This window comes from Streptomyces sp. NPDC001373, assembly GCF_042895815.1.
Lineage (GTDB): Bacteria > Actinomycetota > Actinomycetes > Streptomycetales > Streptomycetaceae > Streptomyces.
Window position 1 is genome coordinate 115,383 of the sequence record NZ_JBIAWQ010000016.1, and the last position, 24,735, is coordinate 140,117.

General features: G+C 72.7%; 25 protein-coding genes. 9 read left to right on the plus strand and 16 right to left on the minus strand.

Annotation, left to right across the window (positions count from 1 at the left end):
• The first annotated feature begins 85 nt into the window (after positions 1 to 85).
• Complete coding sequence (locus ACFY15_RS28740; RefSeq protein WP_390826318.1) at positions 86 to 634, plus strand: hypothetical protein; 549 nt, start codon at positions 86 to 88, stop codon at positions 632 to 634.
• 125 nt (positions 635 to 759) lie between these two features.
• Here the strand turns inward: ACFY15_RS28740 and ACFY15_RS28745 are convergent, their stop codons facing one another.
• From ACFY15_RS28745 to ACFY15_RS28780, 8 genes are all read right to left on the minus strand, one after another.
• A complete protein-coding gene (locus tag ACFY15_RS28745) occupies positions 760 to 1,290 on the minus strand; it encodes a hypothetical protein (protein ID WP_390689639.1) in 531 nt (176 codons plus the stop codon).
• A gap of 50 nt (positions 1,291 to 1,340) precedes the next feature.
• Positions 1,341 to 2,009, minus strand: a complete 669-nt coding sequence (locus tag ACFY15_RS28750) for a uracil-DNA glycosylase (RefSeq protein ID WP_390826337.1) — start codon at positions 2,007 to 2,009, stop codon at positions 1,341 to 1,343.
• A 113-nt stretch (positions 2,010 to 2,122) separates the two neighbouring features.
• A complete protein-coding gene (locus ACFY15_RS28755) occupies positions 2,123 to 3,706 on the minus strand; it encodes an ABC transporter substrate-binding protein (RefSeq protein WP_390689638.1) in 1,584 nt (527 codons plus the stop codon).
• Positions 3,707 to 3,859: 153 nt separating this feature from the next.
• Positions 3,860 to 4,621, minus strand: a complete 762-nt coding sequence (locus ACFY15_RS28760; RefSeq protein ID WP_390826319.1) for an SDR family oxidoreductase — start codon at positions 4,619 to 4,621, stop codon at positions 3,860 to 3,862.
• A gap of 30 nt (positions 4,622 to 4,651) precedes the next feature.
• A complete protein-coding gene (fabG, locus tag ACFY15_RS28765) occupies positions 4,652 to 5,413 on the minus strand; it encodes a 3-oxoacyl-ACP reductase FabG (protein ID WP_390826320.1) in 762 nt (253 codons plus the stop codon).
• A gap of 200 nt (positions 5,414 to 5,613) precedes the next feature.
• A complete protein-coding gene (locus tag ACFY15_RS28770; RefSeq protein ID WP_366456330.1) occupies positions 5,614 to 5,997 on the minus strand; it encodes a DUF3037 domain-containing protein in 384 nt (127 codons plus the stop codon).
• Positions 5,994 to 6,845 (minus strand): HipA family kinase, encoded by an 852-nt coding sequence (locus tag ACFY15_RS28775; RefSeq protein ID WP_390826321.1) that lies wholly within the window; start codon positions 6,843 to 6,845, stop codon positions 5,994 to 5,996. Before ACFY15_RS28775 ends, ACFY15_RS28770 begins: the two co-directional genes overlap by 4 nt.
• A 9-nt stretch (positions 6,846 to 6,854) precedes the next feature.
• Positions 6,855 to 7,478, minus strand: a complete 624-nt coding sequence (locus ACFY15_RS28780) for a cysteine hydrolase (RefSeq protein WP_390826322.1) — start codon at positions 7,476 to 7,478, stop codon at positions 6,855 to 6,857.
• A 76-nt stretch (positions 7,479 to 7,554) separates the two neighbouring features.
• Between ACFY15_RS28780 and ACFY15_RS28785 the strand changes: the two genes are divergently transcribed.
• Positions 7,555 to 8,028 carry a pyridoxamine 5'-phosphate oxidase family protein gene (locus ACFY15_RS28785; protein WP_390826323.1) on the plus strand — a complete coding sequence of 158 codons (474 nt, stop codon included), beginning with the start codon at positions 7,555 to 7,557 and terminating at the stop codon, positions 8,026 to 8,028.
• On the opposite strand, the gene ACFY15_RS28790 is transcribed toward ACFY15_RS28785, so the two are convergent.
• The gene (locus ACFY15_RS28790) at positions 8,025 to 8,939 is read right to left on the minus strand and encodes a LysR family transcriptional regulator (protein ID WP_390689631.1); all 915 of its coding nucleotides are present in this window, start codon (positions 8,937 to 8,939) and stop codon (positions 8,025 to 8,027) included. The genes ACFY15_RS28785 and ACFY15_RS28790 overlap by 4 nt on opposite strands.
• A gap of 74 nt (positions 8,940 to 9,013) precedes the next feature.
• Here ACFY15_RS28790 and ACFY15_RS28795 point away from each other — a divergent pair, with 74 nt between their 5' ends.
• Complete coding sequence (locus tag ACFY15_RS28795; protein ID WP_390689630.1) at positions 9,014 to 9,979, plus strand: DMT family transporter; 966 nt, start codon at positions 9,014 to 9,016, stop codon at positions 9,977 to 9,979.
• A gap of 229 nt (positions 9,980 to 10,208) precedes the next feature.
• On the opposite strand, the gene ACFY15_RS28800 is transcribed toward ACFY15_RS28795, so the two are convergent.
• On the minus strand, positions 10,209 to 11,540 hold the full coding sequence (locus tag ACFY15_RS28800; RefSeq protein WP_390689629.1) for an aminotransferase class I/II-fold pyridoxal phosphate-dependent enzyme: 1,332 nt from the start codon (positions 11,538 to 11,540) through the stop codon (positions 10,209 to 10,211).
• 37 nt (positions 11,541 to 11,577) lie between these two features.
• On the opposite strand from ACFY15_RS28800, the gene ACFY15_RS28805 reads away from it, so the two are divergent.
• Positions 11,578 to 12,243, plus strand: a complete 666-nt coding sequence (locus ACFY15_RS28805; RefSeq protein ID WP_390689628.1) for a pyridoxamine 5'-phosphate oxidase family protein — start codon at positions 11,578 to 11,580, stop codon at positions 12,241 to 12,243.
• Here ACFY15_RS28805 and ACFY15_RS28810 read toward each other — a convergent pair.
• Both ACFY15_RS28810 and ACFY15_RS28815 read right to left on the minus strand, forming a co-directional pair.
• The gene (locus tag ACFY15_RS28810) at positions 12,225 to 13,196 is read right to left on the minus strand and encodes a DMT family transporter (protein ID WP_390689627.1); all 972 of its coding nucleotides are present in this window, start codon (positions 13,194 to 13,196) and stop codon (positions 12,225 to 12,227) included. The genes ACFY15_RS28805 and ACFY15_RS28810 overlap by 19 nt on opposite strands.
• 213 nt (positions 13,197 to 13,409) lie before the next feature.
• Positions 13,410 to 14,390: a DMT family transporter gene (locus ACFY15_RS28815; RefSeq protein ID WP_390826324.1), complete on the minus strand. Its 981-nt coding sequence runs from the start codon at positions 14,388 to 14,390 to the stop codon at positions 13,410 to 13,412.
• Positions 14,391 to 14,561: 171 nt separating this feature from the next.
• Between ACFY15_RS28815 and ACFY15_RS28820 the strand changes: the two genes are divergently transcribed.
• Positions 14,562 to 14,990, plus strand: a complete 429-nt coding sequence (locus tag ACFY15_RS28820) for an SRPBCC family protein (RefSeq protein WP_390826325.1) — start codon at positions 14,562 to 14,564, stop codon at positions 14,988 to 14,990.
• A 102-nt stretch (positions 14,991 to 15,092) separates the two neighbouring features.
• Here the strand turns inward: ACFY15_RS28820 and ACFY15_RS28825 are convergent, their stop codons facing one another.
• Positions 15,093 to 15,707 carry a PadR family transcriptional regulator gene (locus ACFY15_RS28825; protein ID WP_390826326.1) on the minus strand — a complete coding sequence of 205 codons (615 nt, stop codon included), beginning with the start codon at positions 15,705 to 15,707 and terminating at the stop codon, positions 15,093 to 15,095.
• Positions 15,708 to 15,936: 229 nt separating this feature from the next.
• On the opposite strand from ACFY15_RS28825, the gene ACFY15_RS28830 reads away from it, so the two are divergent.
• Together ACFY15_RS28830 and ACFY15_RS28835 are read left to right on the plus strand one after the other, a co-directional pair.
• On the plus strand, positions 15,937 to 16,677 hold the full coding sequence (locus ACFY15_RS28830) for a hypothetical protein (protein WP_390826327.1): 741 nt from the start codon (positions 15,937 to 15,939) through the stop codon (positions 16,675 to 16,677).
• Between the two features lie 92 nt (positions 16,678 to 16,769).
• Positions 16,770 to 17,588 carry a PhzF family phenazine biosynthesis protein gene (locus tag ACFY15_RS28835; protein WP_390826328.1) on the plus strand — a complete coding sequence of 273 codons (819 nt, stop codon included), beginning with the start codon at positions 16,770 to 16,772 and terminating at the stop codon, positions 17,586 to 17,588.
• A 4-nt stretch (positions 17,589 to 17,592) separates the two neighbouring features.
• Here the strand turns inward: ACFY15_RS28835 and ACFY15_RS28840 are convergent, their stop codons facing one another.
• On the minus strand, positions 17,593 to 18,366 hold the full coding sequence (locus tag ACFY15_RS28840) for a CPBP family intramembrane glutamic endopeptidase (protein ID WP_390826338.1): 774 nt from the start codon (positions 18,364 to 18,366) through the stop codon (positions 17,593 to 17,595).
• A 158-nt stretch (positions 18,367 to 18,524) separates the two neighbouring features.
• Positions 18,525 to 20,060: a glutamate-cysteine ligase family protein gene (locus ACFY15_RS28845; protein WP_390689621.1), complete on the minus strand. Its 1,536-nt coding sequence runs from the start codon at positions 20,058 to 20,060 to the stop codon at positions 18,525 to 18,527.
• 495 nt (positions 20,061 to 20,555) lie between these two features.
• On the opposite strand from ACFY15_RS28845, the gene ACFY15_RS28850 reads away from it, so the two are divergent.
• On the plus strand, positions 20,556 to 21,176 hold the full coding sequence (locus ACFY15_RS28850; RefSeq protein ID WP_390826329.1) for a hypothetical protein: 621 nt from the start codon (positions 20,556 to 20,558) through the stop codon (positions 21,174 to 21,176).
• A 364-nt stretch (positions 21,177 to 21,540) separates the two neighbouring features.
• On the plus strand, positions 21,541 to 21,729 hold the full coding sequence (locus tag ACFY15_RS28855) for a DUF5999 family protein (RefSeq protein WP_042809437.1): 189 nt from the start codon (positions 21,541 to 21,543) through the stop codon (positions 21,727 to 21,729).
• Between the two features lie 114 nt (positions 21,730 to 21,843).
• Here the strand turns inward: ACFY15_RS28855 and gcvP are convergent, their stop codons facing one another.
• Positions 21,844 to 24,729, minus strand: coding sequence for an aminomethyl-transferring glycine dehydrogenase (gcvP, locus tag ACFY15_RS28860; protein WP_390826330.1), 2,886 nt, complete (start codon positions 24,727 to 24,729; stop codon positions 21,844 to 21,846).
• Positions 24,730 to 24,735: the final 6 nt, after the last annotated feature.

Sequence of the window (24,735 nt, forward strand, 5' to 3'; positions counted from 1 at the left end):
GACACCGCCCTCCGCGTCACCCGTGCGGGGTGAATATCGGCTCAGGGTTTTCACAACGGGGCCTTCACAGAGCAGAGTTGCGCGGGTGCATCCAACCCGAACCTCGACGAAACTGCTCCTCGGAGCCGCCTGCGCGGTCTCGGCGGTCTCCGGCTGCGTGAACGTGAGCCCCGCGCCGACGCGGCCGGCGGGATCCGCCGACGGGGTGCTGCCCCGGCACGAGCCGCGCGGGGGCCCGGGGCCGCTCGTGCCGGTGGTGGTCGAGGCGCCCGCCCTGGAGGCGCTGAAGGCGGTGCCCCGGGACGGCTCCGTACGGCCGTCGGGCCCCACCGTGGCGGGCCGGGGGACGGCGCGCACCGTTCCCGGGAGTCCCGCAGGGGGCGCGGAGGCGGAGGAGGCCCCACAGGACCGGGCCGTCCCCGACATCCCCGAGCCCCGCAGGCCCGCCGGGCACGCCCAGCGGCTCCCGGAGGGCCTTCCCGGGCCCGTACGGCCCGAGGCGCGGGTGCCGCGCGAGCTGGCGCGGGAGCTGCCGGTCCGCCCGTCGGACGTGTGCGCGCTGGGCCGGCGGCACGGGCACTGGCAGCCGGACAGCCCGGAGAGCCGCATCTGCGCGGGCGTCCACGCCGGCTGAGCGGTAGCCCCGCCGGCGGGCCCGGGCCGGGAGCCCGGCCGGGACTCCCAGGGGCTGTCGTCGAAGTCCTGTCGTCGCCCGGGGCCGGGCAGACGGGAGTGTGACGACAGCCCTGGACAGAACACCTAGGGCGACTGCTCGGGGAACGGACGGGGTCCCGGCCCCGCCTCCGCCGCGAGCCTGCGCTCCAGCCGGGCGAGGGAGTCCCGCACACCGTTGCCGTACCCGTCGTCGGGCAGGGCCCGGGTGGCGGCCCGGGCCCGCGCGAGGTGCACCCGCGCGGCCTCGGGACGGCCCAGTTTGACGTAGTCGGCCGCAAGGCTGAGGTGCAGCGAGGGGTAGAAGACCCGGACCGCCTCGCCGAGGCCGTCCGCGGCGTTCAGGGCCCTCAGGTCCCAGGCCAGTTCGTCGGCGGGATCGTCCTGGGTGTCGGCCATGTAGTGGGCGAGAGTGCAGCGGTGCAGGGAGTCGCCCTCCTCGCCGATCTCGGACCAGATCTCGCAGAGCCGGTTGCGGGCCTCCTCGCGGTCCCCTGCGTGCAGCAGGATGACCGCCTGGCCGATCCTGGTCATGACGGCGTCCTCCGACGCCTCCTGCTGCTGCTCCGTCAACGGGGCCTCCGGCTCGCTCCGCCGGACCTGATCCGGTCCGATCATCAAGAAGCTAACCGGAGGCAGCGCCTCTGGCACCGAGGCGCGGTGGGGTGTCAGCCCAGGTCCGGGATCCGCCAATCGATCGGCTCATGGCCCTGGGCGGCAACGGCCTCGTTGATCTGCGTGAAGGGCCGGGAGCCGAAGAACTTCTTGGCCGACAGCGGCGAGGGGTGGGCGCCCTTGACGATGACGTGCCGCTCCTGGTCGATGAGCGGGATCTTCTTCTGGGCGTAGGCGCCCCAGAGCACGAACACGGCCGGGTCGGGCCGGTCGGAGACGGCGCGGATCACCGCGTCGGTGAACTTCTCCCAGCCCTTGCCCTTGTGCGAGTTGGGCTCGGCCTCGCGGACCGTGAGGACGGCGTTGAGCAGGAGAACGCCCTGCTGTGCCCACGGCATCAGGTACCCGTTGTCCGGGACCTCCAGGCCGAGCTCCTCCTTCATCTCCTTGTAGATGTTGCGCAGTGAGGGCGGGATCTTGACTCCGGGCTGCACGGAGAAGCAGAGGCCGTGCCCCTGGCCGGCGCCGTGGTACGGATCCTGGCCGAGGACGAGCACCTTCACCTTGTCGAACGGCGTGGCCTCCAGGGCGGCGAAGACCTGCTCGCGCGGCGGGTAGACCGGCCCGTTCGCCCGCTCCTTCTCGACGAACTCGGTGAGCTCCTTGAAGTAGGGCTGGTCCAGCTCCCCGCCGAGGACGGGGAGCCACGACTCGGGCAGCATCTGGGTCACGTCGACAACCTCCGGTACAAGTTCGTGCAACTGCTCAGAACCTACCGGGCACCACTGACAACGCCGCGCCCCGGTCTCCGCGGCCACCCGCTGTCACACAGCCGTCACCAGCTGGTCTTGCGGTACAACTCCCACATCTGCATGGCGGTCTGGGGGTCCAGGGCCCGCTCGGCCCCGGCGATGTCCTCGCGGGCGCCGACGTAGAGCTTGCCCTGCCACAGCGGCAGCAGGCGGACGTCCTGCGCGAAGATCTGCTGGGCCTGCTCGAACTCCCGTACACCGGCCGCCCGGTCGCTCTCACGGCGGGACTTGGGCAGGATCTCGTTCAGGATCGGGGCCGGCTCGTACGGGGTGCCGACCGCGTTCTCCTTGCCGACGAAGGGCGCGATGAAGTTGTCCGGGTCCGGGAAGTCGGGGAACCAGCCACGGCCGAAGACCGGGTATTCGCCGCTCTTGTAACCGACCTGGAAGTCCTTCCAGGGCTTCCCGCGCAGGGTGATCTTGAACAGGCCGCTCTCGTCCAGCTGCCGCTTGAGCTCGGTGAACTCGTCGGCGGTGGAGCCGCCGTAGCGGTCGGTGGTGTACCAGAAGGTCAGTTCCACGGGCGTGTTGATGTTGGCGCTCTGGAGGATCTTGCGCGCCTTGTTGACATCGGCGTTGCCGTAGATGTCGTAGAAGGGCGTCTTGTGGCCGACGACCCCCTTGGGGACCATCGAGTACAGCGGCTCGGCAGTGCCCTGGTAGACCTTGGTGACGAGCGCACCGCGGTCGACGATCTGGGCGATGGCCTGGCGCACCTGCGGCTTGGCGACCTGCGGGTCCTTGGGGTTGAAGACCAGGTAGCGGATCTCGGCGCCGACGTTCTCGACGACCTGGACGCCCTGGTTGTGCGAGGCGGGGCTCTGCAGGTCCTTGATCTCCGCCGCCGAGAGGCCTCGGTAGGTGGCGTCGATGTCCTTGTTCTTCAGGGCCGCGACCATCTCGTCGGACTTCTTGAAGTACCGGATGGTGACGCCGTCGTTGCGGCGGTTGGCGAAGCCCGTGTAGCTCTCGTTGCCGCCGAGGACCGCCTCGGTGCCCTCCTTGTACGAGGTGAGCAGGTACGGGCCGGAGCCGGTGACCTTGCCGTCGGTGCGGAGCTTGTCGGCCGGGTAGTCCTTGGGCGCGACGAGCGAGGCGGCGGGCGAGCCGAGGACGTACGGGAAGGTCGCGTCGGGGGTCTTCAGATGGAAGACGACCGTGAGCGGGTCCGGAGCCTCGATCTTGTCCAGGCTCTCGAAGAGGCCCTTGGGGCCGACCTGGGAGTTGATCGTCCTGATCCGGTCGAGGGAGTGCTTGACCGCCTTGGAGTCGAGCGGCTCGCCGTCGGAGAACTTCAGTCCCTTGCGCAGTACGCACCGGTACGCCATGTTCGCGGTGTCGGTGAACTCGCAGCTCTGGGCGGCGTCGGGCTGCGGCTTGGTGCTGCCCGTCGGGAACGCCAGGAGGGTCTGGTAGATGTTCCGGTAGAGCTCCCAGGAGCCGTCCCAGGCCGCCGCCGGATCGAGGGTGCTCGGGGTGCTCGTCGTACCGACGGTGATCCTCTTCGCGGCGGCGTCGGTGTCGTCCGACAGCAGACCGCATCCGGCGACCAGGGATATGGACGCAAGGGCCGCAGGGATCTGCAGGCATCTGGTCCGGTTGAACACGCGCACGCTCCTCGATCAGCCACCGGGTGCGGCAGACCCTACCTCAGAGCGTCACAAATCCAATGGGCAGGTTTCATGAGGCTCTTGACCGATTTCGCGCATGTTCGATACGTATTTGCCTCCCATCGGGAGGCAAATACGTCCGGTTATCGGTCAGTGCACACCGGCATTCAGGAACATTCCCCCGTCGACCACCAGGGTTTGTCCAGTAATCCATTCCGCTTGTGCAGATGTAAGAAATGCGGCCGCGCCCCCGATGTCCTCCGGGACCCCGAGCCGGCCGAGCGGGTAGGCGGCCGCGGCCTCCTGCTCGCGGCCCTCGTAGAGCGCCTGCGCGAACCTCGTCTTGACCACGGCCGGGGCGATCGCGTTGACCCGGACACCCGGTGCCATCTCGTGGGCGAGCTGGAGGGTGAGGTTGATCATCGCGGCCTTGCTCATCCCGTACGCCCCGATGAAGGGCGAGGCGGAGACCCCGGCGATGGAGGCGATGTTCACGATCGCCCCGCCGTTGTCCTTCTGCCAGGCGTGCCAGGTCCGCTGGGCGAAGCCGAGGGCCGAGATCACGTTGGTCTCGAAGACCTTGCGCGCCACCTGGAGGTCCAGGTCGGCGATCGGCCCGAAGACCGGATTGGTGCCCGCGTTGTTCACCAGGAAGTCGACGCGGCCGAAGGCGTCCATCGCCCGGTCGACGGCGACGGCCTGGTGGGCCTCGTCGTGCGCCTTCCCGGCCACGCCGACCACCCGGTCCGCCCCGAGCCGCTCGACGGCCTCCTTGAGCGCGTCCTCGTTGCGCCCCGTGATCACGACCCGGTCGCCCCGGGCGACCAGCGCCTCGGCGATCCCGTAGCCGATCCCCCGGCTCGCGCCGGTGACCAGTGCGACCTTGCCGCTGTCCGTGCCGTTGTACGTCATGCCGTACGCCCTGCCTCTCGGGGGTGGTCGTCAGTTGAGCGGGCCGCCGGCCACGTAGAGCACCTGGCCGGAGACGAAGCCCGCGGCCTCGCCGGTGAAGAAGGCGATGGCGTTGGCCACGTCCTCGGGGCGGCCCACGCGCTGTACCGGGATCTGCGTGGCGGCGGCGAGCTGGAACTCCTCGAAGCCCATGCCGACGCGGGCGGCGGTCTGCGCGGTCATCTCGGTGGCGATGAAGCCGGGGGCGACGGCGTTGGCGGTGATGCCGAACTTGCCGAGCTCGATGGCCAGCGTCTTGGTGAAGCCCTGGAGGCCGGCCTTGGCGGCGGCGTAGTTGGCCTGGCCGCGGTTGCCCAGCGCGGAGCTGCTGGAGAGGTTCACGACGCGACCGAACCCGGCCTCCACCATGTGCTTCTGACAGGCCCGCGCCATCAGGAACGCCCCGCGCAGGTGCACGTTCATGACGGTGTCCCAGTCGGCGTCGCTCATCTTGAAGAGCAGGTTGTCGCGGAGGACGCCCGCGTTGTTCACCAGGATGGTCGGGGCGCCCAGCGTGCTCGCGACCCGCTCGACGGCCGCCTCCACCCGGGCGGCGTCGGAGACGTCGCAGCCGACCGCCAGGGCCTTGCCGCCGGCCGCCGTGATTGCCTCCACGGTGTCCTTGCAGGCCGTCTCGTCGAGGTCGAGCACGGCGACCGCCCGGCCCTCGGCGGCCAGGCGCAGGGCGGTGGCCGCGCCGATGCCCCGGGCCGCCCCGGTGACGATCGCGACGCGCTGCTCGGTGGTGGACATGCTGGTTCTCCTCGCCCTTGAGAGACGGCCGCCCGAGGTGAGCAACCGCTTAGTAGCTTCAGCTGAGGAGACGCTAGGAGTCGCGGCACCGCGTGTCAACGGGGTCCCGGCCCGGTGGCGTCCGCGCCGCAGGGCGTCGTCCGCCGTCCGGGGCGGTGTCGGCCCCGGACGGCGCGGCGGCGGGCCCGCGGGCCGCCCGGTCAGCGGACCAGCAGGTCCAGCAGGCGCTCCACCTCCGCGGCGGGATCGGCCGTCAGGCCGGTGTGCACCGGGCCCGGCTGGACCACGGTGCTGCGGGGGGCGATCAGCCAGCGGAACCGCCGCCCCGCGTCGTCGCCCGCCGCCTGGCCCGCCCGCTCGCCGCCCTCGCACAGCCCCTCGACGCCGCGCAGCGCGGCCCGGACCCCGGCCACGTCGGCCTGCGGGTCCAGGGCGAGGAGCTTGGCCTCGTCGAGGTGGGTGCGCGCGGCGACGTAGGAGTGCGCCCGGCAGTAGACGATGACGCCGGCGTTGAAGCACTCGCCGCGCTCCATCCGGGGCACCACGCGCACCAGCGCGTATTCGAACACGTCCCGCTTGGTCACTCGTCGCCGCTCTTCTGCTTGTTCTTGTTCTTGTCCGACTGGGGAGGGAGGCGCTCGGCGAGCCAGCCGGGCGGGCCGGACTGCTGCCTGACCTCGGCCTCCATGGTGATCCTCTCGTGGATCGTCGCCGCGCGCGGCAGCAGCGCCTCCACGTAGGCGCGCCGTACCGCGTCGGCGGAGTCGAAGCCGGGCTCGTCGACGAGCCACTCGTCGGGGACGTCCGCCGCGACGTCGGTGAGCAGCTCCTCGGTCACGAGGGGGGCCAGCTCGGCGGCGGCGGCCGCGATGTCCGGGCCGACGGGCGCCAGGACGTGGTCGGAGGCGTTGTAGGGCTTGGCGGCCGCCGCCCGGGCGGTGGGCCAGGTGTGGTGCCAGATCATCGTGGCGCCGTGGTCGATGAGCCAGAGGTCCCCGTGCCAGACCAGCATGTTCGGATTGCGCCAGGACCGGTCGACGTTGTTGATCAGCGCGTCGAACCAGACGACGCGCCCGGCCTCGACCGGATCGGCCCGGTAGGAGAGCGGATCGAAGCCGATCGAGCCGGGCAGGTAGTCCATGCCGAGGTTGAGGCCGCCGCTGGCCTTGAGCAGCTCCTGCACCTCCTGGTCGGGCTCGGCGAGCCCGATGACGGGGTCCAGCTGCATCTGCACCAGCCGCGGGACCCTCAGCCCCAGCCGCTGGGCGAGGCGCCCGCAGACGACCTCGGCGACCAGGGTCTTGCGGCCCTGGCCGGCTCCGGTGAATTTCATGACGTAGGTACCGAGGTCGTCGGCCTCGACGATTCCCGGGAGCGAGCCGCCCTCACGCAGGGGCGTGACGTAGCGCGTCGCGATCACTTCGGACAACATCCGGCCAGGTTACGGGGGGCAGCCCCGCGCGGCCCACCGGGTTATGAGGGCTTCGGCCGTGGTGACGGACGCCACCAGGGCGAGCGAGTTGCGGATCACCTCGGCGGTGCAGGAGGCGGGCACCCCGGCGATGGCGTCGGCGGGAACCACGACCTCGTAGCCGAGGTTCACGGCGTCGAAGACGGTGTTCGGGATCGCGATGTTGGAGGAGACCCCGGTGACGACGAGGGTCCGCACGCCGAGGTTGCGCAGCAGGGCGTCCAGGTCGGTTCCGGCCATCGGGGAGAGCCCGTGGAGCCGGCGGACCACCAGGTCCCGCGCGTCCACCGCGAGGGGGGCGGCGATCTCCACCGCCCGGCTGCCGGTCAGCTGGCGCACGGGCAGCCTTCCGGCGGCCCGGAAGAGCCGCGCGTTGGTGTTGGCCCCGAGCCCGTCCGGGCGCCGCTCGGCGACCGCGTGCACCACCTGCACCCCGGCTCCGCGGGCGGCGGCGACGAGCGCGGCCACCCGGTCGAGCATCCCGGAGTCGCGTGCCTCCTTCGCGAGCTCGGGAAGGGCGCTCTCCTCGCCGACGACCCCGTTCTGGCATTCGACGGTGAGCAGCGCGGTGGCGGCGGGATCGAACTCCGGCATGGCTCCCCCTGGTGCGTCGTCGCAAGAGGACGCATGATTCCTGACACACAGTCAGATGTGAAGGGGTGCGGGACGGATGGACGGGACACGCGGGCAGGGGGCGCAGCGGCGGGGCCGCCGCATCATGATGACCGGGGAGGAGGTGGACGCCTTCCTGCGCGAGCGGCGGACCTGCCGGGTGGCGACGGTCTCCCCGGGCGGGCGCCCGCACGTGGGCGCCCTGTGGTTCGCCTGGGACGGCACCTCGCTGTGGCTGTACTCGATCACCCGCAGCCGCCGCTGGTCCGACCTGCGGCGGGACCCCCGGATCTCGGTGGTGGTGGACGCGGGAGAGGAGTACGGGGAACTGCGCGGGGTCGAGCTGTCGGGCACGGCGGTCTTCGTCGGCGAGGCCCCGCGCACCGGCGAGCCCTGCCCGGAGCTCGCGGAGGCGGAACGGATCTTCCCGCGGAAGAACTTCGGCATCGAGGAGATGCCGCACGACGGCCGGCACGCCTGGATCCGCCTGACCCCGGACGCGATCGTGTCCTGGGACTTCCGCAAGCTCTAGGACGGGGATCCCTGTACCCCGGCGGCCGCCGCCTTCAGGGCCTCGACGGCCGCACGGAGGGAGGGACGGCGGTCGGCGTCCGCGCGCCAGACGGCGTACACGTGCCGCCGCACGGTGTCGCACACCGGCAGCAGGCGGACGCCCGGCGGCACCGGCCCCCGGCCCAGCCGGGGCGTCACGCACACCCCCAGCCCGGCCTCCACGAAGGCGAGCTGGGTGTGGTGCTCCTCGGCGATGTGCGCGACGCGCGGCTCGACGCCCGTACCGCGCAGGGTGAAGACCAGCCACTCGTGGCAGAACTGCCCCTCGTTCCAGGAGATCCAGTCGTCGTCGGCGAACTCGGCGAGGGAGATCTGCTTCCGGCCGGCCAGCGGGTGGTACTGCGGTACCGCGATGTCGGCGGCGTCGTCGAGGAGGTGGACGCGGGTCAGCTCGGCCGGGACCGGCATGCGCTTGTTGTGCCAGTCGATGGCCAGGGCCATGTCGAGGTCGCCCCGGACCACGGCCGCCATGCTCTCCTCCGGCTCCTTCTCCCTTACCAGCACCCGCAGTTCGGGGTGGCCGGCGCGCAGGGCCGTCAGGGCCTGGGGCAGCAGCCCGCGCATGGCGGTGGGGAAGGCACCGATCCGCAGCTCCCCCACCGCTCGGCCGCGCTGGGCCTCGACGTCGGCCTGGGCGAGCTCGACCTGGGAGATGATCCGGGCCGCGTGGTCGGCGAGCAGCCGCCCGGCGTCGGTGAGCCGGATGCCGCGGCCGTTCTTGGCCAGGAGGGGCTGGCCGACCTCCCGCTCCAGCTTGGCCATCTGCTGGGAGACGGCCGACGTGGTCACATGGAGTCCGCACGCCGCCCCGCTGACCGAGCCGTGGCGGGCGAGGGCGTCGAGGGTGCGCAGGCGCTCCAGGTTCAACATCTAAGCGATGCTACGCCGTCATGCGCAGGAAATCTCGCTTGTCCTACGAGGTCACGCCCAGCAGAGTGAAGCCCATGAGCGCACCCGCCACCCCTCGCCCCACCCACTCCGCCCCGATCACCTCCCCCGCCCCCCTGCGCGCCGGCCGTACCGGCGCCCTCGACTGGCGCGTGCGCTTCGCCTTCCTCTCGGTGGTGTGGGGCTTCAGCTTCCTCTTCATCAAGGTGGGGACGCAGGCGTTCGCCCCCTTCCAGGTCGCCCTCGGCCGGGTGTTCTTCGGGGCGCTCGCCCTGATGGCGGTGCTGCTCGTGCGCCGCGAGCCGCTCCCCCGGGGCCTGCGCACCTGGGGGCACCTGACGGTGGCCGCGTTGCTGCTGAACACCGCCCCCTTCGCGCTCTTCGCCTACGCCGAGCAGACCATCACCTCGACGCTGGCCGGGATCTGCAACGCCACGTCGCCGCTGTGGGGCATGGCGCTCTCGCTGGTCGCCCTCTCCGAGGACCGCCCCACGCGCCGCCGGTTCGCGGGGCTGGGCATCGGCTTCCTGGGCGTGCTGACCGTGCTCGGGGCCTGGCAGGGCTTCGCGGGCGTCGACGCCAAGGGCACGGTCCTGGCCCTGCTGGCCTCACTCAGCTACCCGATCGGCTGGATCTACGTCCGCCGCACCCTGGCCGGGACCGCCGGCTCGCCGGTCGCCATGACCGCGGGGCAGCTGTCCGTCTCGACCCTCCAGCTGGCCGCCGTCAGCGCCCTGTTCACCTCGGCGCCCGCCTCCTTCCCGCTGTGGCCGACCCTCGCGGTGGTCACCCTGGGGGCGCTGGGCACGGGGGTGGCGCTCCAGATGCAGTACGGCCTGGTCACGGAGGTCGGCCCGACCACCGCGCAGATGGTCACCTACTTCATCCCGGTGATCGCCACGACGGCGGGCGTGCTGGTCCTGGGCGAGCAGCTCCACTGGAACACCCCGGTGGGCGCGCTGATCGTCCTCGCGGGGGCCGCCCTCACCCAAGCCCGCCCGCAGCCGGCGAAGAGGGGCTGACCCGCGGGGATTCCTGCCCTGCACTCCGACCCGGAACTGCGCCGACAGCTCCGCGGGCAGCTCGAGCCGCCGACCCGGGTCGCGCCGGCCACGCTGTGCCGCTGCCTGGGGACGGTGACGGCCCTCCCCGGGCTGTTCGCCACCCTCGGCGGCCTGCCGGAGCTCGCCTCCTGACGGCCCCTCCCGGCCCCCGCCGCCCCGCGCGGCGGGGGCCTTGGCGTGCGCGCCGTCAGTCGAAGCGGGCGCCGGTCGCCGGACGCACCGCCGCCGCCACCGCGTCGGCCAGGGGCAGGAGGTCCCGCCCGTCCAGGGTGGAGACGGTGATCCGCACCCCGGGCCCCGCCTCCACACGGTATGCGGCGCCCGGCCGCACCGCCCAGCCCGCCGTCATCAGCCGGGTGACCACCGCCGTCTCGTCGGCCACCGGCACCCAGACGTTCATCCCGCTGCGCCCGTGCGCCGGCACCCCCCGTTCCGCCAGGGCGGCGACGAGCCCGTCCCGCCGCCGCCCGTACGAGCGGGCCACCGCCGCCCGGTCCACCGCGCCGGTGGCCCACAGCTCGGCCACCGCGCTCTGGAGCAGCCTGCTCACCCACCCGGGGCCCAGCCGCTGGCGGCCCCGGACCCGGTCCGTCGTCACGGCGTCGCCCGTGAGCACCGCGAGCCGCAGGTCGGGCCCGTACGCCTTGGCCGTGGAGCGGATCAGCGCCCAGTGCCGGGTGACTCCGCCAAGCGGGCAGAGCGGCAGGTCCACGATCCCGATGCCGTGGTCGTCCTCGATGACCAGCACCTCGGGCCGGGCGGCCAGCAGCTCCCGCAGCAGCGCGGCCCGCTCCGGAGTGACCGCGGCCCCGGTCGGGTTCTGCGCGCGGGCCGTCACCACCAGCGCGCGGGCCCCCGCCTCCAGCGCCCGGGCCAGGGCCTCCGGCCGCGGCCCCTCGTCGTCGACGGCAACCGGAAGCACCCGCAGGCCCAGCGCGGGGACCAGGTCGAGCACGCTGCCCCAGCCCGGATCCTCGACCGCCACCGCGTCCCCGGGACGCAGGTGGGCGGCCAGCACCCGTTCGATGCCGTCCAGCGCGCCGGAGGTCACCGCCAGGGCCCCCGCCGGCACCCCGTCGGCCTCGAAGCCGGCGCGGGCGAGCCGGGCGAGCTCGGGGAGGACCGGGTCCTCGCCGTAGCGGGTCGGGGCCTGCGCGTACCGGCGGGCGGCGGCGGCCAGCGGCCCGTCCAGGGAGGGCAGCAGGGTGAGGTCCGGGTTGCCGTGCGCGAGATCCCGTACGCCCTCGGGCACGTCCGGGCGCAGCGCGTCCCGCGGGGCACTGGCGGGACGGCCGCGCACCCGGCTGCCGCGCCGCCCGTCGGTCTCGATGATCCCGCGCTCGCGCAGCGACCGGTAGGCCGCCGCGACGGTGTTGGGGTTCACCCCCAGAACGCCGGCCAGCTCCCGCATCGGCGGCAGCAGCGCCCCGGGCGCGAGGGCGCCCGAGCCGACGCCCGATTCGATGCTGGCCGCGATGTCCGATGCGCGGCGCCCACTGATCGTATATTCTCCTAGCACAAAGCCCATTATGCACTAGTGCAATGGAGTCCGCACCATGAGCGCCAACCCCGCCGACTACGCGCCGACCGAGCGCACCGTCCCGAGCCGCTCCCGTCACCGGGCCCGCTACGACCGCGAGACGGTGCACGCGATACTCGACCAGAGCTACCTCTGCCACCTGGGTTTCGTCCGCGACGGCGCGCCGGTGGTCCTCCCGACGCTGTACGGCCGGGTGGGCGAGACCCTGTACGTGCACGGCTCCACCGGTTCGCGCCCCCTGCTGGCCGCCGGCCGGGAGGACCCGGGCCTGCCGGTCTGCCTGACGGTGACGCACGTGGACGGCCTGGTGCTGGCCAAGTCGGCCTTCCACCACTCCATCAACTACCGCTCGGTGGTCGTGCACGGCACGGCCCGCCAGGTCACCGACGAGGCGGAGCGCCGCGTGGCCCTGGACGCCCTGGTCGACCAGGTCGTGCCGGGCCGCTCCGCCGACTCCCGCCCCGCCGACGCCAAGGAGCTCGCGGCCACGGCCGTGATCCGGCTGGACCTGGACGAGGTCTCCGCGAAGGTCCGCACGGGCGGACCGAACGACGACGCCGAGGACCTGGGGCTGCCCTTCTGGTCGGGCGTGGTCCCGGTGGCGCCGGCGTACGGCACCCCCGTCCCGGCAGCCGACCTGGACCCCGGCATCGCCGTCCCGGACTATGTCAGCGCGCTCTGAGCCTCGCGGGCGGGCCGGCCCTCGGGCAGGTCCGCCCGGCCCGCGGGCCTGCGCGCCTCCGCCGCGATCAGCGCGCCCACCGCCGACAGCAGCAGTACGGTGCCCAGCACCACGGCCCCGGTCAGCCGCTCCCCGAGCACCACGACGGCGATGGCGGCCGCGCTCACCGGCTCGATCAGCATGATCACGGACACCGTCGCGGCCCGCACGGCCGCGGCCCCGGTGAAGTACAGGGCGTACGCCAGGGCCGTCGGCACCACGGCGACGTACACCAGCAGCCCGAGCACCCGCGCGGGATCACCGGTGTGCGGCAGCAGCCCCTCCACCACGGCGAGCGGCAGCAGGCACACCGTGCCCACGCCCACCGACCAGGCGGTGGTGACCAGCGGGTCCCCGCCCGCGCCGCGCCGCCCGAGCCAGCGCGCCCGCAGGGTCATTCCGGCGTACCCGGCGGCCGACAGCAGGGCCCAGCCGACCCCGAGCGGCCTCACCTCGCCGCCTCCGGAGCCCAGCACCAGGACGGCGAGCCCGCCCAGGGCGCCGCCGACCGCGGCGACCCCGCCCCGGCCGAGCCGCTCACCCATCCAGTACCGCGCGCCCAGCGCGATCAGCACGGGCCCCGCCCCCAGGGTGACCACGGTCCCGACGGCCAGGCCCGTCTCCCGCACGGCGCCGAAATAGGCGGCCTGGAAGAGGGTGAACATCAGGCCGGTCCCGATCAGCGAGGCCGCGGAGGGCCGCCGCCCGCGCCCCGCCCGCGCGCGGGGGCGTACGGCCAGCACCGCCAGCAGCACCACCAGCCCGCCGGCGCAGCGCCAGAACGAGAGGGCGAGCGGACCGAGGCCGCTGGCCAGGAAGAGGAGGGAGGCCGCCGCCCCGGCGGTGCCCCAGGCGACTCCGGCGACGACGAGGTAGAGCAGGCTGCGCCCGGCGGCGGGCGATGGGTTCGACACGTGTTTCTCCGCGCATGCGTGAAGGATGAGGAAAAGGGGTCATCGCTTCGCGGGCAGCACGGACCTCCCCGGGAACCCCGGGGCCGGTCTCTCGTTCGGTGGCGGCCGCCCGCGCTAGGCGGCGGGAGGCGGAAGCACGGTCGAATGCATGGTCAGCACCCTACGTCCTGTCCGCCGGGCGGGCCAGGGCGGACCGGACCGCAAGCCCCGCCCCTACGCGCTCGCCTTCTCGGGCTCGGCTTCGGGTTCGGCCGGGGACGCGGGCAGAATCGATTCGCCCGCCACGGCCGGCGCCGGCCGCGAGGACTGGGCGATGAAGGCGCCGCCCAGCACCAGCGCGCCGCCGGCCATCTGCCAGGTCGAGAGGTGCTCGCCCAGCAGCACCCAGGCCAGGACGGTGGCCACGACCGCCTCCAGGTTGGCCACCACGCCCGCCACCTGCGGCGAGAGCATCCGCACCGAGACCACGCCGGTCAGGTACGCGGCCACGGTGGCGATCAGCACCACCCAGCCCAGCAGCACCAGGGCGGGCACCTGCACACCCCCCAGAGCCGCGTCCCCGCCCAGCACCTGCCAGTCCATCTGCCAGGGGCGGGCCAGCACGGTCATCACCAGGGCGCCGACGACCATCCCGTGCGCGATCACGCCCATCGGGTCGGGCACGTCCTCGCCGTCGGTGCCCTGGTCCGCGAAGACGAAGTAGAAGGCCTGGCAGCAGGCGGCGGCGAGACCGAGGAGCACCCCGAGCGGGTCCAGGCTCAGCCCGGCCCAGATCTCGACCACGCAGGCCAGCCCCGCGACGGCCACCGCCGCGCCGGCCGCGGCTGCCCGGGTCACCGGCTTGCGCTGCACGAACCGGATGTAGCCGAGCAGCAGCGCCGGCCCCAGGTACTCCAGCAGCAGGGCCACGCCGACCGGGATCCGCGAGAGGGCGGCGAAGTAGAAGGCCTGCACGCCCGCGACGGCGACCAGCCCGAACCCGGCGAGCAGCAGGGGCCGCCGCCGCACCAGGTCGCGGTGGCGCCAGGCCAGCGGGGACAGCACCAGGGCCGCCCCCGCCACCCGCAGCCACACCATGTGGAGCGGGTCCAGACCCGCCTCGATCAGCGGCTTCGCCGCGACGCCGGAACCACCGAACGCACACGCCGAGACGAGGGCGAGGCCCAGTCCGGCGTTCTTCCCTGACGCTTGCATCGGGCCATCATGACAGGGCGCGTCAGGAGCGTCATCCAAGTGACACCTGTTGAGACGCACCCGATACCGAAGGGGCGGGCGGCTCAGATATCTGACGGGTCATCAGTATTGAATGTTCCGACCCCCGGGACTACGTTCCGCCGCACGTACCCGACGAGAAGGGGTGGACGCATGGCTGAAGTCACCGCGGAATCACGCATCGAGGCGCCCGCCGCGAAGCTCTGGGCCCAGCTGACCGACTGGGGTGCGTACGGCCGGTGGAGCATGACCCACACCGACTTCCCGAAGGGCGGCCCCGACACCCTCGCCGTGGGCGCCACCTTCACCGAGAACATGAAGATGATGGGTTTCCCCGCCGAGGTCCTCTGGACGGTCTCGGAACTGGAGGAGGGGCGGGTCCTCGCCATCACGGGCAAGGGCCCGATGGGGGTCGCCGTCCTGACCCGCTACACCCTGACCGCCGACGGCGGGGCCACGAGGGTCCGCATCGACGGGGAGTTCACGGGCGCCGCCGTGTCCCTGATGGCGGGCAAGCTCAAGGACTCGGCGACCGCCGCGCTGAACGAGTCGCTGCGCCGGCTGGCCGCCCTCGTCGCCTGACCCACCCCGCCCCGCCCCGGGCGCACACGACGGCGCGCCCCGCGAGAGTCCTCGCGGGGCGCGCCGCCCTCGTTCCACGGGGCCGGGTCGGCGCCCGTCGGCTCAGTGCTCGTCGGCCAGGATCAGGTACAGCTTCTTGCGGGCGTCGTTGACGACCGCGAGGGCCTTCTCCCGCTGCTCGGGCGTGCCGGTCTTGAAGACCTGCCCGAAGGCTTCCATCAGGCCGACGCCGGCGGCACGAACCTCGTGCAGCGCCTCGAAGTCGAAGCCGCGCCCGGCGTCCTCCCAGGGGGCGTCCGGGCCGGACTCGGCCTCGGTGCGGCCGGCGTCGGTGAGCGTGAACAGCTTCTTGCCACCCTCGCTCGCACTGCTGATCAGCCCCTCGTCCTCGAGCAGCTGGAGGGTCGGGTAGACCGAGCCGGGGCTGGGCTTCCACGCCCCGCCACTGCGCTCGCCGATCTCCTGGATCATCTCGTAGCCGTGCATCGGCCGGTCGGCGAGCAGCGCCAGGATGGACGCCCTCACGTCGCCGCGCCTCGCCCTCCCGCGCGGGCCGCCGCGCCCGCCCCGTCCGCCGAAGGGCCCGCCGCCGAAGCCGGGGCCGAACGGCCCGAAGGCCGCGCGCAGCCCCCTGAACTCCTCCCGACGGTCCGGCCCGCAGTGGCCGTGACCTCGTCCGTGCTCGTGTCCGTGGTCGTGCTGTCCGCGTGAACGCATCACTGCGCTCCTTTCGTCTCACTGTGCTTGCTTGACCTGATTCACTATCGCTGATCCATCGCGATGCGTCAACGATATATCGGAAACTATCGCAACCGAAGGGCGGCAACACCACTCCCCACCTGCACCCTTTGGGGTGGATTGCCGAGGGAACTCCTAGTCGACGCTCGTCCGCGCGTGCTGTTCTTGGCCCCGCGAATCCACGGGAAGCCGACGAAAGAGGACATCCATGCGCCATCAGGGACGGATCAGGAAGTGGCTCGCGGCGGCGGCCGGCACCGCGGCAGTGCTCTCCTTGCTCACGGGACCGGCCTCCGCCGACCAGGCGCGCCCGCTGGCGGGAAGCGTGCTCAACCTGCACCAGTGCGTGTACGCCCCCACCCCGGGCGTCGACTACTTCACGGCGCTGGTGCCCGGCCGCGACGCCCGGTTCACCACGGGCACCGACACCGCGGCCGCGCCGGACCGGGACCTGTCCTGCGGCGGCGGCGACGGCAACTACACCCCGGTCCGCCCCTGGGCCGCCCTCGAGTCCCTCGACCTGGGCTCCGGCCGCTACCTGAACCTGCACCAGTGCGTGTACTACTCCGACCTCCAGCACGACCACCTGACCGTGATCGTCCCGGGCGGGGGCAGCGAGTGGAGCGCCGCGACCAACGTCTCCGACACCCCCGACACCCAGGTCTCCTGCGGTCCGGGGCGCGGGCTCTACCACCTGGTGCCCCTGCTGTCCTCCGTCAGGGCGCTGGACCTCACCGCCGGCCGCTACCTGAACCTCCAGCAGTGCCAGTACTACTTCGACCGCCTCACCGACCACTTCACCACCTTCCTGCCGAGCGGCGACGGGCGCTTCCGCACCGGCACGAAGATCTCCAACACGGCGGACACCGCCCCCACCTGCGGCTCCGGGGACGGGAACTACACCCTGATCCCGCTGCTGTCGGGCACCAAGACCCTCTCCCGGACCTGACCGCCGCCGACGCGACCGCACCGGGGCGCACCAAGGCCAGTCATCCGGGATTGGCCTTGGTGCGGGTCCCGGCGGGCGCCTACGGTCGGTCCATGCGCCTGCGAATCATCGACGCCTTCACCGACCGCCCCTTCCACGGCAACCCCGCCGGGGTCCTCCTGCTGGACGGGCCCTTCCCGCCGGACGCCTGGCTCCAGCAGGTCGCCGCGGAGGTCAACCTCTCCGAGACGGCCTTCGCCCACCCGCTGCCGCCCGGCGGGGACGCCGGCTGGGCGCTGCGCTGGTTCACCCCGACCGCCGAGGTCGACATGTGCGGCCACGCCACCCTCGCCACCGCGCACGCCCTGGCCACCAGCGGCCTGGCCGAGGGCCTGATCCGCTTCACGGCCCGCTGCGGCGTCCTCACAGCCGAGGTCGCCGAGGACGGCACCGTGACCATGGACTTCCCCACCTCCTCCCTCACCCCGGTCGAGCCGGACCCCGAGATCGCCCGCGCGCTCGGCGCCCCGGTCAAGTCGGTGCACGACACGTCCGCCCACATCGGCGACCTGGTGGTGGAGCTGGCCGACGAGCGGACGGTACGGGAGCTCGCCCCCGACTTCGCCGCCCTGCGCGGCTACGCCCGCCGCGGGATGATCGTCACGGCCCCCGCCGAGGACCCCGCCCGCGGCTACGACTTCGTCAGCCGGGGCTTCTTCCCCGCCCTCGGCATCGACGAGGACCCGGTCACGGGGAGCGCCCACACCGCCCTCGCCCCGTTCTGGGCGGCGCGCACGGGCCGCACCGAGATGACCGGCCTCCAGGGCGGGGCCCGCCGGGGCCTGGTCCGGGTACGGCTGAGGGGCGAGCGCACGCTCCTGACAGGCCACGCGGTCACCGTCATCGACGGCGAGCTGCGCACCTCCCCCTGACGCCCTATGGGGTCGGCAGCCAGCCGACCTTGCCGGCGAGCAGGGCGTACCCGCCGAAGGCCACGATGTCGAGCAGCGCGTGCGCGACGACCAGCGGCCCCACCCGGCCCCAGCGCCGGTAGGCGAGGACGAAGACGACGCCCATCACCGCGTTGCCGATGAACCCGCCGATGCCCTGGTAGAGGTGGTACGAGCCGCGCAGCAGGGAACTGGCCAGCAGCGCGGCCATCGGCGACCAGCCCAGCTGCCCCAGTCGGCGCAGCAGGTAGGCCAGCACGATGACCTCCTCCACCACGGCGTTCTGCACCGCGGAGAGGACCAGCACCGGGAACTTCCACCACACGTCGGGCAGCGCCTCCGGCACCACCGTCAGGTTGAAGCCGGTGGCGCGGGCCGCCAGGTAGAAGGCCAGCCCGGCGCTCCCGATGCCGGCGGCCACCAGCACGCCCCGGGCCAGGTCCGGGCCGGGGCGGGTGCGGTCGAAGCCCAGCACCCGCAGGCCGGGCGCGCCCTCCCGGGTCAGCAGGTGCGCGACGAGCAGCACCGGAACCAGCGCGGTGGCGATCCCGAACAGCTGCCAGGCCAGGTCGAGCCAGGGCCGCCCGGGGGCGTAGGAGCCGTTGAGGGTGGCGGCCTGGTCCTTGAGGCCGCCCGGCTTGGTGAGCGAGCCGATGAAGCTGATCAGCGCGGAGACGCTGCTCGCGCCCAGCGACAGCGCGAGCACGAGCAGCGTCTCGGTGCGCAGGAGGCGCCGCCGTCCGTCCTCGCCCAGTTCCATGGCCACCGGCTCCGGTTCCGCCCGCACGCCCGACTCCCGTCCTGCCCCGTCCGTCACGCTCCGACCACCCCATACTGCCTCCTCGGAGGCCGGACGGGATCACCGGGACGGGACGGGCGCACCGGTCCGGGGCGGCAGCGGCCCGGACCGGGCGCCGGTCAGCGGCGGACGGCCGCGGGCGCGTCCGCCTCCTGTTCCTCCAGACCGGCCGGCCAGGTGTGCACGGGGTCGCCGCGGTGCATCAGCTCGCTGTAGCGGCGGGTGGTGGCCGCCAGGGCGGCGTCGCGGTCCAGTCCACCCGCGAGGGCACGGTGGTACGTCTCCACCTGCCAGGTCGCCCCGTTCACCCGGCGCCGGCACCGCTCCTCGATGATCCCCAGGTAGAAGTCCCGGTCGGCGGGCTCGATGCCCCAGGCGTCCAGCCCGGCCGCGGCCATCGGCAGCAGCTCGTCCAGCACCAGGCGCACGGCCGGCACGCTCGCCAGCCCCCCGGAGCGGCCCTTGCGGGGCCAGCGGATCCGCGCGTCGATCCCGTACCGGCAGGCGGCGTCGAAGTTGGCCTCGGCCTCCGCGAAGGACATCCGGGTCCACACCGGGCGCTGCTCGTCCGCGAGGGTGCGGACGAGCCCGTAGTAGAAGGCGGCGTTGGCGACGACGTCGGCGACGGTGGGCCCGGCCGGCAGCACCCGGTTCTCCACCCGCAGGTGCGGCATCCCGTCGGCCACCCCGTAGACGGGCCGGTTCCACCGGTAGACCGTGCCGTTGTGCAGCACCAGCTCCTGGAGGCTGGGCACCCCTCCCTCGGCGAGCACCCGCAGCGGTTCCTCCTCGTCGCAGATCGGCAGCAGGGAGGGGAAGAACCGGACGTTCTCGGCGAAGAGCTCGTACGCCGAGTCCACCCACTTCTCCCCGAACCAGGTGCGCGGCCGCACCCCCTGGGCCTGGAGCTCGGGCGGCCGGGTGTCCGTGGCCTGGGTGAACAGCGGCGGACGCGACTCGCGCCACAGCTCGTGCCCGAACAGGAACGGCGAGTTCGCCCCCACCGCTATCTGTACGGCGGTCACGGCCTGGGCGGCGTTCCACACGTCCGAGAACCGCGCCGGGGTGACCTGGAGGTGCAGCTGTACGGAGGTGCAGGCGGCCTCCGGCACGATCGAACCGGTGCTCCAGGTCAGCCGCTCGACCCCCTCGATGTCCAGCCGGAAGTCCTCGCCGCGCATCATCAGGATCTGCTCGTTGAGCAGCGAGTAGCGGTCCACGGCCGACAGGTTGGCCAGCGCCAGGTCGGCACGGGTGATCGTCGGGAGGATCCCGATCATCACCACCCCCGCGTCGATCTCCGCGGCCTGCCGGTGGGCGTAGTGCAGGCCCGCGCTCAGCTCTTCCGCGAGCCGGTCGAATACCCGGCCGTCGAGCCGGTGCGGAAGTACGTTCACCTCCAGGTTGAACATTCCGAGTTCGGTCTGGAAATCCGGGCTGGCAATCCGCTCCAGTACCTGCGCATTCACCATGCGCGGCAAACCGTCGGCACCCGCGAGATTCAGCTCGATCTCCAGTCCCATCATGTTCTTGGGGCGTTCGAACCTCTTCTCCGCCAGAAGCCGCTCCAGCCCCTCCAGGCACTCGTGAAGCTTCCTCCGATACCGATGCCGATCGGACAGGTCGAATCCGCCTGCCACGACCTTCTCCCCCATCGAAGCGTCCCTCCTCGAGTGGGCCTGGCCCGGTGCACCCAGGCGCGCGTTACGGTCGATGATGCCCAGGGCCCGTGATCGATAACGCCGCGCGGAGCGGCTTGGCGGGGAGCGCGCGCCGGTGTGGCCGGATAGGCGCTCCGGCACATTCACCTGGCAACCGCCGGTGCGCAAATTCCGTACGGGTTTTACCCGTTCATGATTACCGGCACTTTCCAGCCGAGCCCCCTTCCGGTAACCTCCGAGGTCAGCGCGGTTCCTTCACGCGCGAACGGCATGAATACCATGACAGCGGGACCGGTAAGCGCCTTGTCGGCAATAGGCGGGACAGCTAGCCGAAACACTGCGTGAACACATGTCGTATAAACTCCGCAAACGAGGCAGAGAGTTGGCGCGCGGCCATTGCCCCAATGCCCACCTCTGACCCCAGAATGCGACAGCGCCGTCCGCACCTTCCCCTGCACCACCGGTCTCCCAAGTGAGAGGCGACCCACCATGCCGCTGCATGTCCACCCGGCCCCCGCGCCCGCCCTGCGCAGCGTCCTCGCGGCACTCGGTTCCCCCGCCGCCGTCCACGAGGCACACACCCCCGCCCTGCGCGCGGTCCAGGGCCCGATGACCGCCGAGCTCCCCCTTCCGGTCCACGTGCTCGACCGCCTGAGCATGTCCGGCCGAGCGGCCGACGGCAGGCCGCCCCGCACCCGCCTCACCGCCTGGCGGTTCCTGATCCGCAGCGGCGACCGCTTCGTGGCGGCGGCCGACACGCGGCTCACTCCCGACGGCTGGGCCTTCTCGCACTTCTTCGAGGGGCCCTACGTCGCCGCCACCGAGCGGGCCCTGCGCCAGGCGGAGCAGCTCGGCAAGACCTACCAGCCCCGGCTGCTGTCCGTCCCGGAGCTCTACATGCTGACCCTGTGGCTGCACGGGGCGGTCGGCGCCGACGCCGCCGCCGGCCTGCCCGCAGCGGCCGACCTGCTGGTGCCGCTGGCCCCGGCCCCGCCCGGGATCGCCCCCTACCGGCCGCATCCCGTCTCGGAGCTGCTGCCCGTGCTGACCCACCGGCTGACCCCGGCGGCCCCGCCCGTACCGCCCACGCTGGCGGCCCCGGCGGCCTGAACCCCCCGCTCCGCCCGCGGGCGCGGCCCGCGATCCGGGCCGCGCCCGCGGCATGCCCGGGCCCCGCATACCAGCTCGCCCCGTCGCCCGGCACACCGGCTGACCCGCATGACCCATTCGGCCTAGTCCGGTGGGACCAGTCGTGAACCATCCGAAAGGACAGGGCAGTTGGCTTGAACCGCCCGCACGAGTGATGCGTCCTCAATCCATGAGGACTGCTGCCGGGAAATCCCTGCGAAGCAGCTGTCATGGGGGAAGACTGAGGACATCCTCCCCGCAGGCGCGGGGACGACCCAGGGGGACGGCCATGAATCACGCATCGAGCCGTAGCGAACAGACCACACCGCAGCGAAAGAACGCATCCATGTGCCAGCACCAGCCTGCCTGCCCGTCATCAGAGTCCGCCGACCGGGAGGCCGCGCGCCCGGTGGCCAACCACCCGGAGCAGGGCTGGAGCCTGCTGTGCAACGGCGTCCTGCTCTTCGAGGACACCGGTGAGCTGCTGCCGGACGGCAAGATCATCGCTCCGCACCGCCCGCTCGCGGCGGCCTGAGCACGCACCGCGCACGGACGTACGAAGGGGCCGGTCCCGGAGCGATGAGCTCCGGGACCGGCCCCTTTCAGCGTGCTGTCAGCGCCCCCTCACGGGGCCGCCGGGCCCGAGGGCTCAGCTGTCGTACTCGTCCAGCGGCGGGCAGGAGCACACCAGGTTGCGGTCGCCGAAGGCGCCGTCGATCCGGCGCACCGGCGGCCAGTACTTCTCGGCGGCGGAGACGCCACCGGGGAAGACGGCCTCGTCTCGGGTGTACGGGTGGTTCCACTCGCCGCCCAGGGACGCCGCCGTGTGCGGGGCGTTGGCCAGCGGGTTGTCGTCCGCCGGCCACTCGCCGCCCGCGACCCGCTCGATCTCGGCGCGGATGGCGATCATCGCGTCGCAGAAGCGGTCGATCTCGGCGAGGTCCTCGGACTCCGTCGGCTCGATCATCAGCGTGCCGGCCACCGGGAAGGACATGGTCGGGGCGTGGAAGCCGTAGTCGATCAGGCGCTTGGCGATGTCGTCGACGCTGACGCCGGTCTCCTTCGACAGCGGGCGCAGGTCGATGATGCACTCGTGCGCGACGAGGTCGCCCGGGCCGGTGTAGAGCACCGGGTAGTGCGGCTCCAGGCGCTTGGCGATGTAGTTGGCGCCGAGCACCGCCACCTGGGTGGCGCGCTTGAGTCCCTCGCCGCCCATGAGGCGGACGTACGACCAGGAGATCGGCAGGATGCCCGCGGAGCCCCACGGTGCGGCCGAGATCGGGCCGACGCCCGTCTCCGGGCCGGCGGTCGGCTGGAGCGGGTGGTTCGGCAGGTACGGGGCCAGGTGGGCCCGGACGCCGACCGGGCCGACGCCCGGACCGCCGCCGCCGTGCGGGATGCAGAAGGTCTTGTGCAGGTTCAGGTGCGAGACGTCGCCGCCGAAGTGACCCGGCTTGGCCAGGCCCACCAGGGCGTTCAGGTTGGCACCGTCCACGTAGACCTGGCCGCCCGCCTCGTGCACCTGGGCGCAGATGTCGGCGACGTGCTCCTCGAACACACCGTGCGTCGACGGGTACGTGATCATGAGCACGGCGAGCTCGTCGCGGTGCTGCTCGATCTTGGCGCGGAGGTCCTCGGTGTCCACCTCGCCGTCGTCGGCGGTCTTGACGACGACGACCTTCATGCCGGCCATCACGGCGCTCGCGGCGTTGGTGCCGTGCGCGGAGGACGGGATGAGGCAGATGGTGCGCTGCTCGTCGCCGTTCGCGCGGTGGTAGGCGCGCACGGCCAGCAGGCCGGCGAGCTCGCCCTGGGAGCCGGCGTTCGGCTGGATGGAGACCTTGTCGTAACCGGTGACCTCGCAGAGACGTTCCTCCAGCTCGCTGATGAGCGTGAGGTACCCCTCGGCCTGCTCGACCGGGGCGAAGGGGTGCAGCTGGCCGAACTCGGGCCAGGTCACCGGCTCCATCTCGGTGGTCGCGTTGAGCTTCATGGTGCAGGAGCCCAGCGGGATCATGCCGCGGTCCAGCGCGTAGTCCTTGTCCGAGAGCTTGCGCAGGTAGCGCAGCATCGCGGTCTCGGAGCGGTGCTGGTGGAAGACCGGGTGGGTCAGGTACGCGTCCGTGCGCAGCAGGCCCTCGGGCAGCGCGTCCTCGGTGGCGGCGTCCAGGGCCTCGATGTCGGCGGAGACACCGAAGGCGGCCCAGACGGCCTCGAGGTCGGCGCGCAGGGTGGTCTCGTCGCAGGAGATCGAGACGTGACCGGCGTCCACCTGGTGGAGGTTCACCCCGCCCTCGCGCGCGGCGGCGACGACCTCGGCGGCCTTGCCGGGCACCCGGGCGGTGACGGTGTCGAAGAAGGAGCCGTGCACCAGCTCGACCCCGCCGGCCGTCAGGCCCGCGGCGAGCAGCGCGGCGTAGCGGTGGGTGCGCCGGGCGATCGTCTTCAGGCCGTCCGGGCCGTGGTAGACGGCGTACATGCCGGCCATGACGGCGAGCAGGACCTGCGCGGTGCAGATGTTGCTGGTGGCCTTCTCGCGGCGGATGTGCTGCTCGCGGGTCTGGAGGGCCAGGCGGTAGGCCTTGTTGCCGTCCGCGTCCACGGAGACGCCGACGAGGCGGCCGGGCAGCGAGCGGGCGTGCTTGGCCTGGACGGCCATGTAACCGGCGTGCGGGCCGCCGAAGCCCATCGGGACGCCGAAGCGCTGGGTGGTGCCGACGGCGATGTCCGCGCCGAGGGCGCCCGGGGAGGCCAGCAGGGTCAGCGCGAGGAGGTCGGCGGAGACGGTGACGATCGCGCCGAGCCCGTGGGCCTGGTCGATGACGGCCTTGATGTCGCGCACGGCGCCGGAGGCGCCCGGGTACTGGAGGAGCACGCCGTAGACACCGCGCTCGGCGATCTCGGCGGGGATGCCCTCGGAGAGGTCCGCGACGACGACCTCGATGCCGATCGGCTCGGCGCGGGTCTCGATCACGGCGATGGTCTGCGGCAGCGCGTCGGCGTCCACCAGGAAGACGTTGCCCTTGACCTTGCCCACGCGGCGGGCCAGCGTCATGGCCTCGGCGGCGGCGGTGCCCTCGTCGAGCAGGGAGGCACCGGAGGTCGGCAGGCCGGTCAGCTCGGCGACGACCGTCTGGAAGTTCAGCAGGGCCTCCAGGCGGCCCTGAGAGATCTCCGGCTGGTACGGGGTGTAGGCCGTGTACCAGGCGGGGTTCTCCATGACGTTGCGCAGGATCACCGGCGGCGTGAAGGTCCCGTAGTAACCGAGACCGATCATCGACGACAGGACCTGGTTGCGGTCGGCGAGCGAGCGCAGCTCGGCGAGCACCTCGGCCTCGGTCCGCGCCTCGGGCAGGTTCAGCGCTTCGGCGGTCTTGATCACATCCGGCACCGCGGCGGCGGTCAGCTCGTCGAGGGAGCCGTAGCCCACCTGGGCGAGCATCTTCGCCTGCGCCTCGGCATCCGGGCCGATGTGACGCTGCTCGAAGGGGATGCCCCGCTCGAGCTGGGAGAGCGGAATGCGGTTGGCGGTCATTACGGA

Coding starts and splice junctions, on each gene's coding strand:
- ACFY15_RS28845 (WP_390689621.1), bottom strand. CDS start 20,060: ATGGGGGAGAAGGTCGTGGCAGGCGGATTCGACCTGTCCGATCGGCAT.
- ACFY15_RS28835 (WP_390826328.1), top strand. CDS start 16,770: ATGCGCCTGCGAATCATCGACGCCTTCACCGACCGCCCCTTCCACGGC.
- ACFY15_RS28855 (WP_042809437.1), top strand. CDS start 21,541: ATGTGCCAGCACCAGCCTGCCTGCCCGTCATCAGAGTCCGCCGACCGG.
- ACFY15_RS28820 (WP_390826325.1), top strand. CDS start 14,562: ATGGCTGAAGTCACCGCGGAATCACGCATCGAGGCGCCCGCCGCGAAG.
- ACFY15_RS28750 (WP_390826337.1), bottom strand. CDS start 2,009: ATGCTGCCCGAGTCGTGGCTCCCCGTCCTCGGCGGGGAGCTGGACCAG.
- ACFY15_RS28850 (WP_390826329.1), top strand. CDS start 20,556: ATGCCGCTGCATGTCCACCCGGCCCCCGCGCCCGCCCTGCGCAGCGTC.
- ACFY15_RS28790 (WP_390689631.1), bottom strand. CDS start 8,939: ATGTTGAACCTGGAGCGCCTGCGCACCCTCGACGCCCTCGCCCGCCAC.
- ACFY15_RS28805 (WP_390689628.1), top strand. CDS start 11,578: ATGAGCGCCAACCCCGCCGACTACGCGCCGACCGAGCGCACCGTCCCG.
- ACFY15_RS28745 (WP_390689639.1), bottom strand. CDS start 1,290: ATGATCGGACCGGATCAGGTCCGGCGGAGCGAGCCGGAGGCCCCGTTG.
- ACFY15_RS28795 (WP_390689630.1), top strand. CDS start 9,014: ATGAGCGCACCCGCCACCCCTCGCCCCACCCACTCCGCCCCGATCACC.
- ACFY15_RS28775 (WP_390826321.1), bottom strand. CDS start 6,845: ATGTTGTCCGAAGTGATCGCGACGCGCTACGTCACGCCCCTGCGTGAG.
- ACFY15_RS28815 (WP_390826324.1), bottom strand. CDS start 14,390: ATGCAAGCGTCAGGGAAGAACGCCGGACTGGGCCTCGCCCTCGTCTCG.
- ACFY15_RS28830 (WP_390826327.1), top strand. CDS start 15,937: ATGCGCCATCAGGGACGGATCAGGAAGTGGCTCGCGGCGGCGGCCGGC.
- ACFY15_RS28760 (WP_390826319.1), bottom strand. CDS start 4,621: ATGACGTACAACGGCACGGACAGCGGCAAGGTCGCACTGGTCACCGGC.
- ACFY15_RS28785 (WP_390826323.1), top strand. CDS start 7,555: ATGGACGGGACACGCGGGCAGGGGGCGCAGCGGCGGGGCCGCCGCATC.
- ACFY15_RS28825 (WP_390826326.1), bottom strand. CDS start 15,707: ATGCGTTCACGCGGACAGCACGACCACGGACACGAGCACGGACGAGGT.
- fabG (WP_390826320.1), bottom strand. CDS start 5,413: ATGTCCACCACCGAGCAGCGCGTCGCGATCGTCACCGGGGCGGCCCGG.
- gcvP (WP_390826330.1), bottom strand. CDS start 24,729: ATGACCGCCAACCGCATTCCGCTCTCCCAGCTCGAGCGGGGCATCCCC.
- ACFY15_RS28780 (WP_390826322.1), bottom strand. CDS start 7,478: ATGCCGGAGTTCGATCCCGCCGCCACCGCGCTGCTCACCGTCGAATGC.
- ACFY15_RS28840 (WP_390826338.1), bottom strand. CDS start 18,366: ATGGAACTGGGCGAGGACGGACGGCGGCGCCTCCTGCGCACCGAGACG.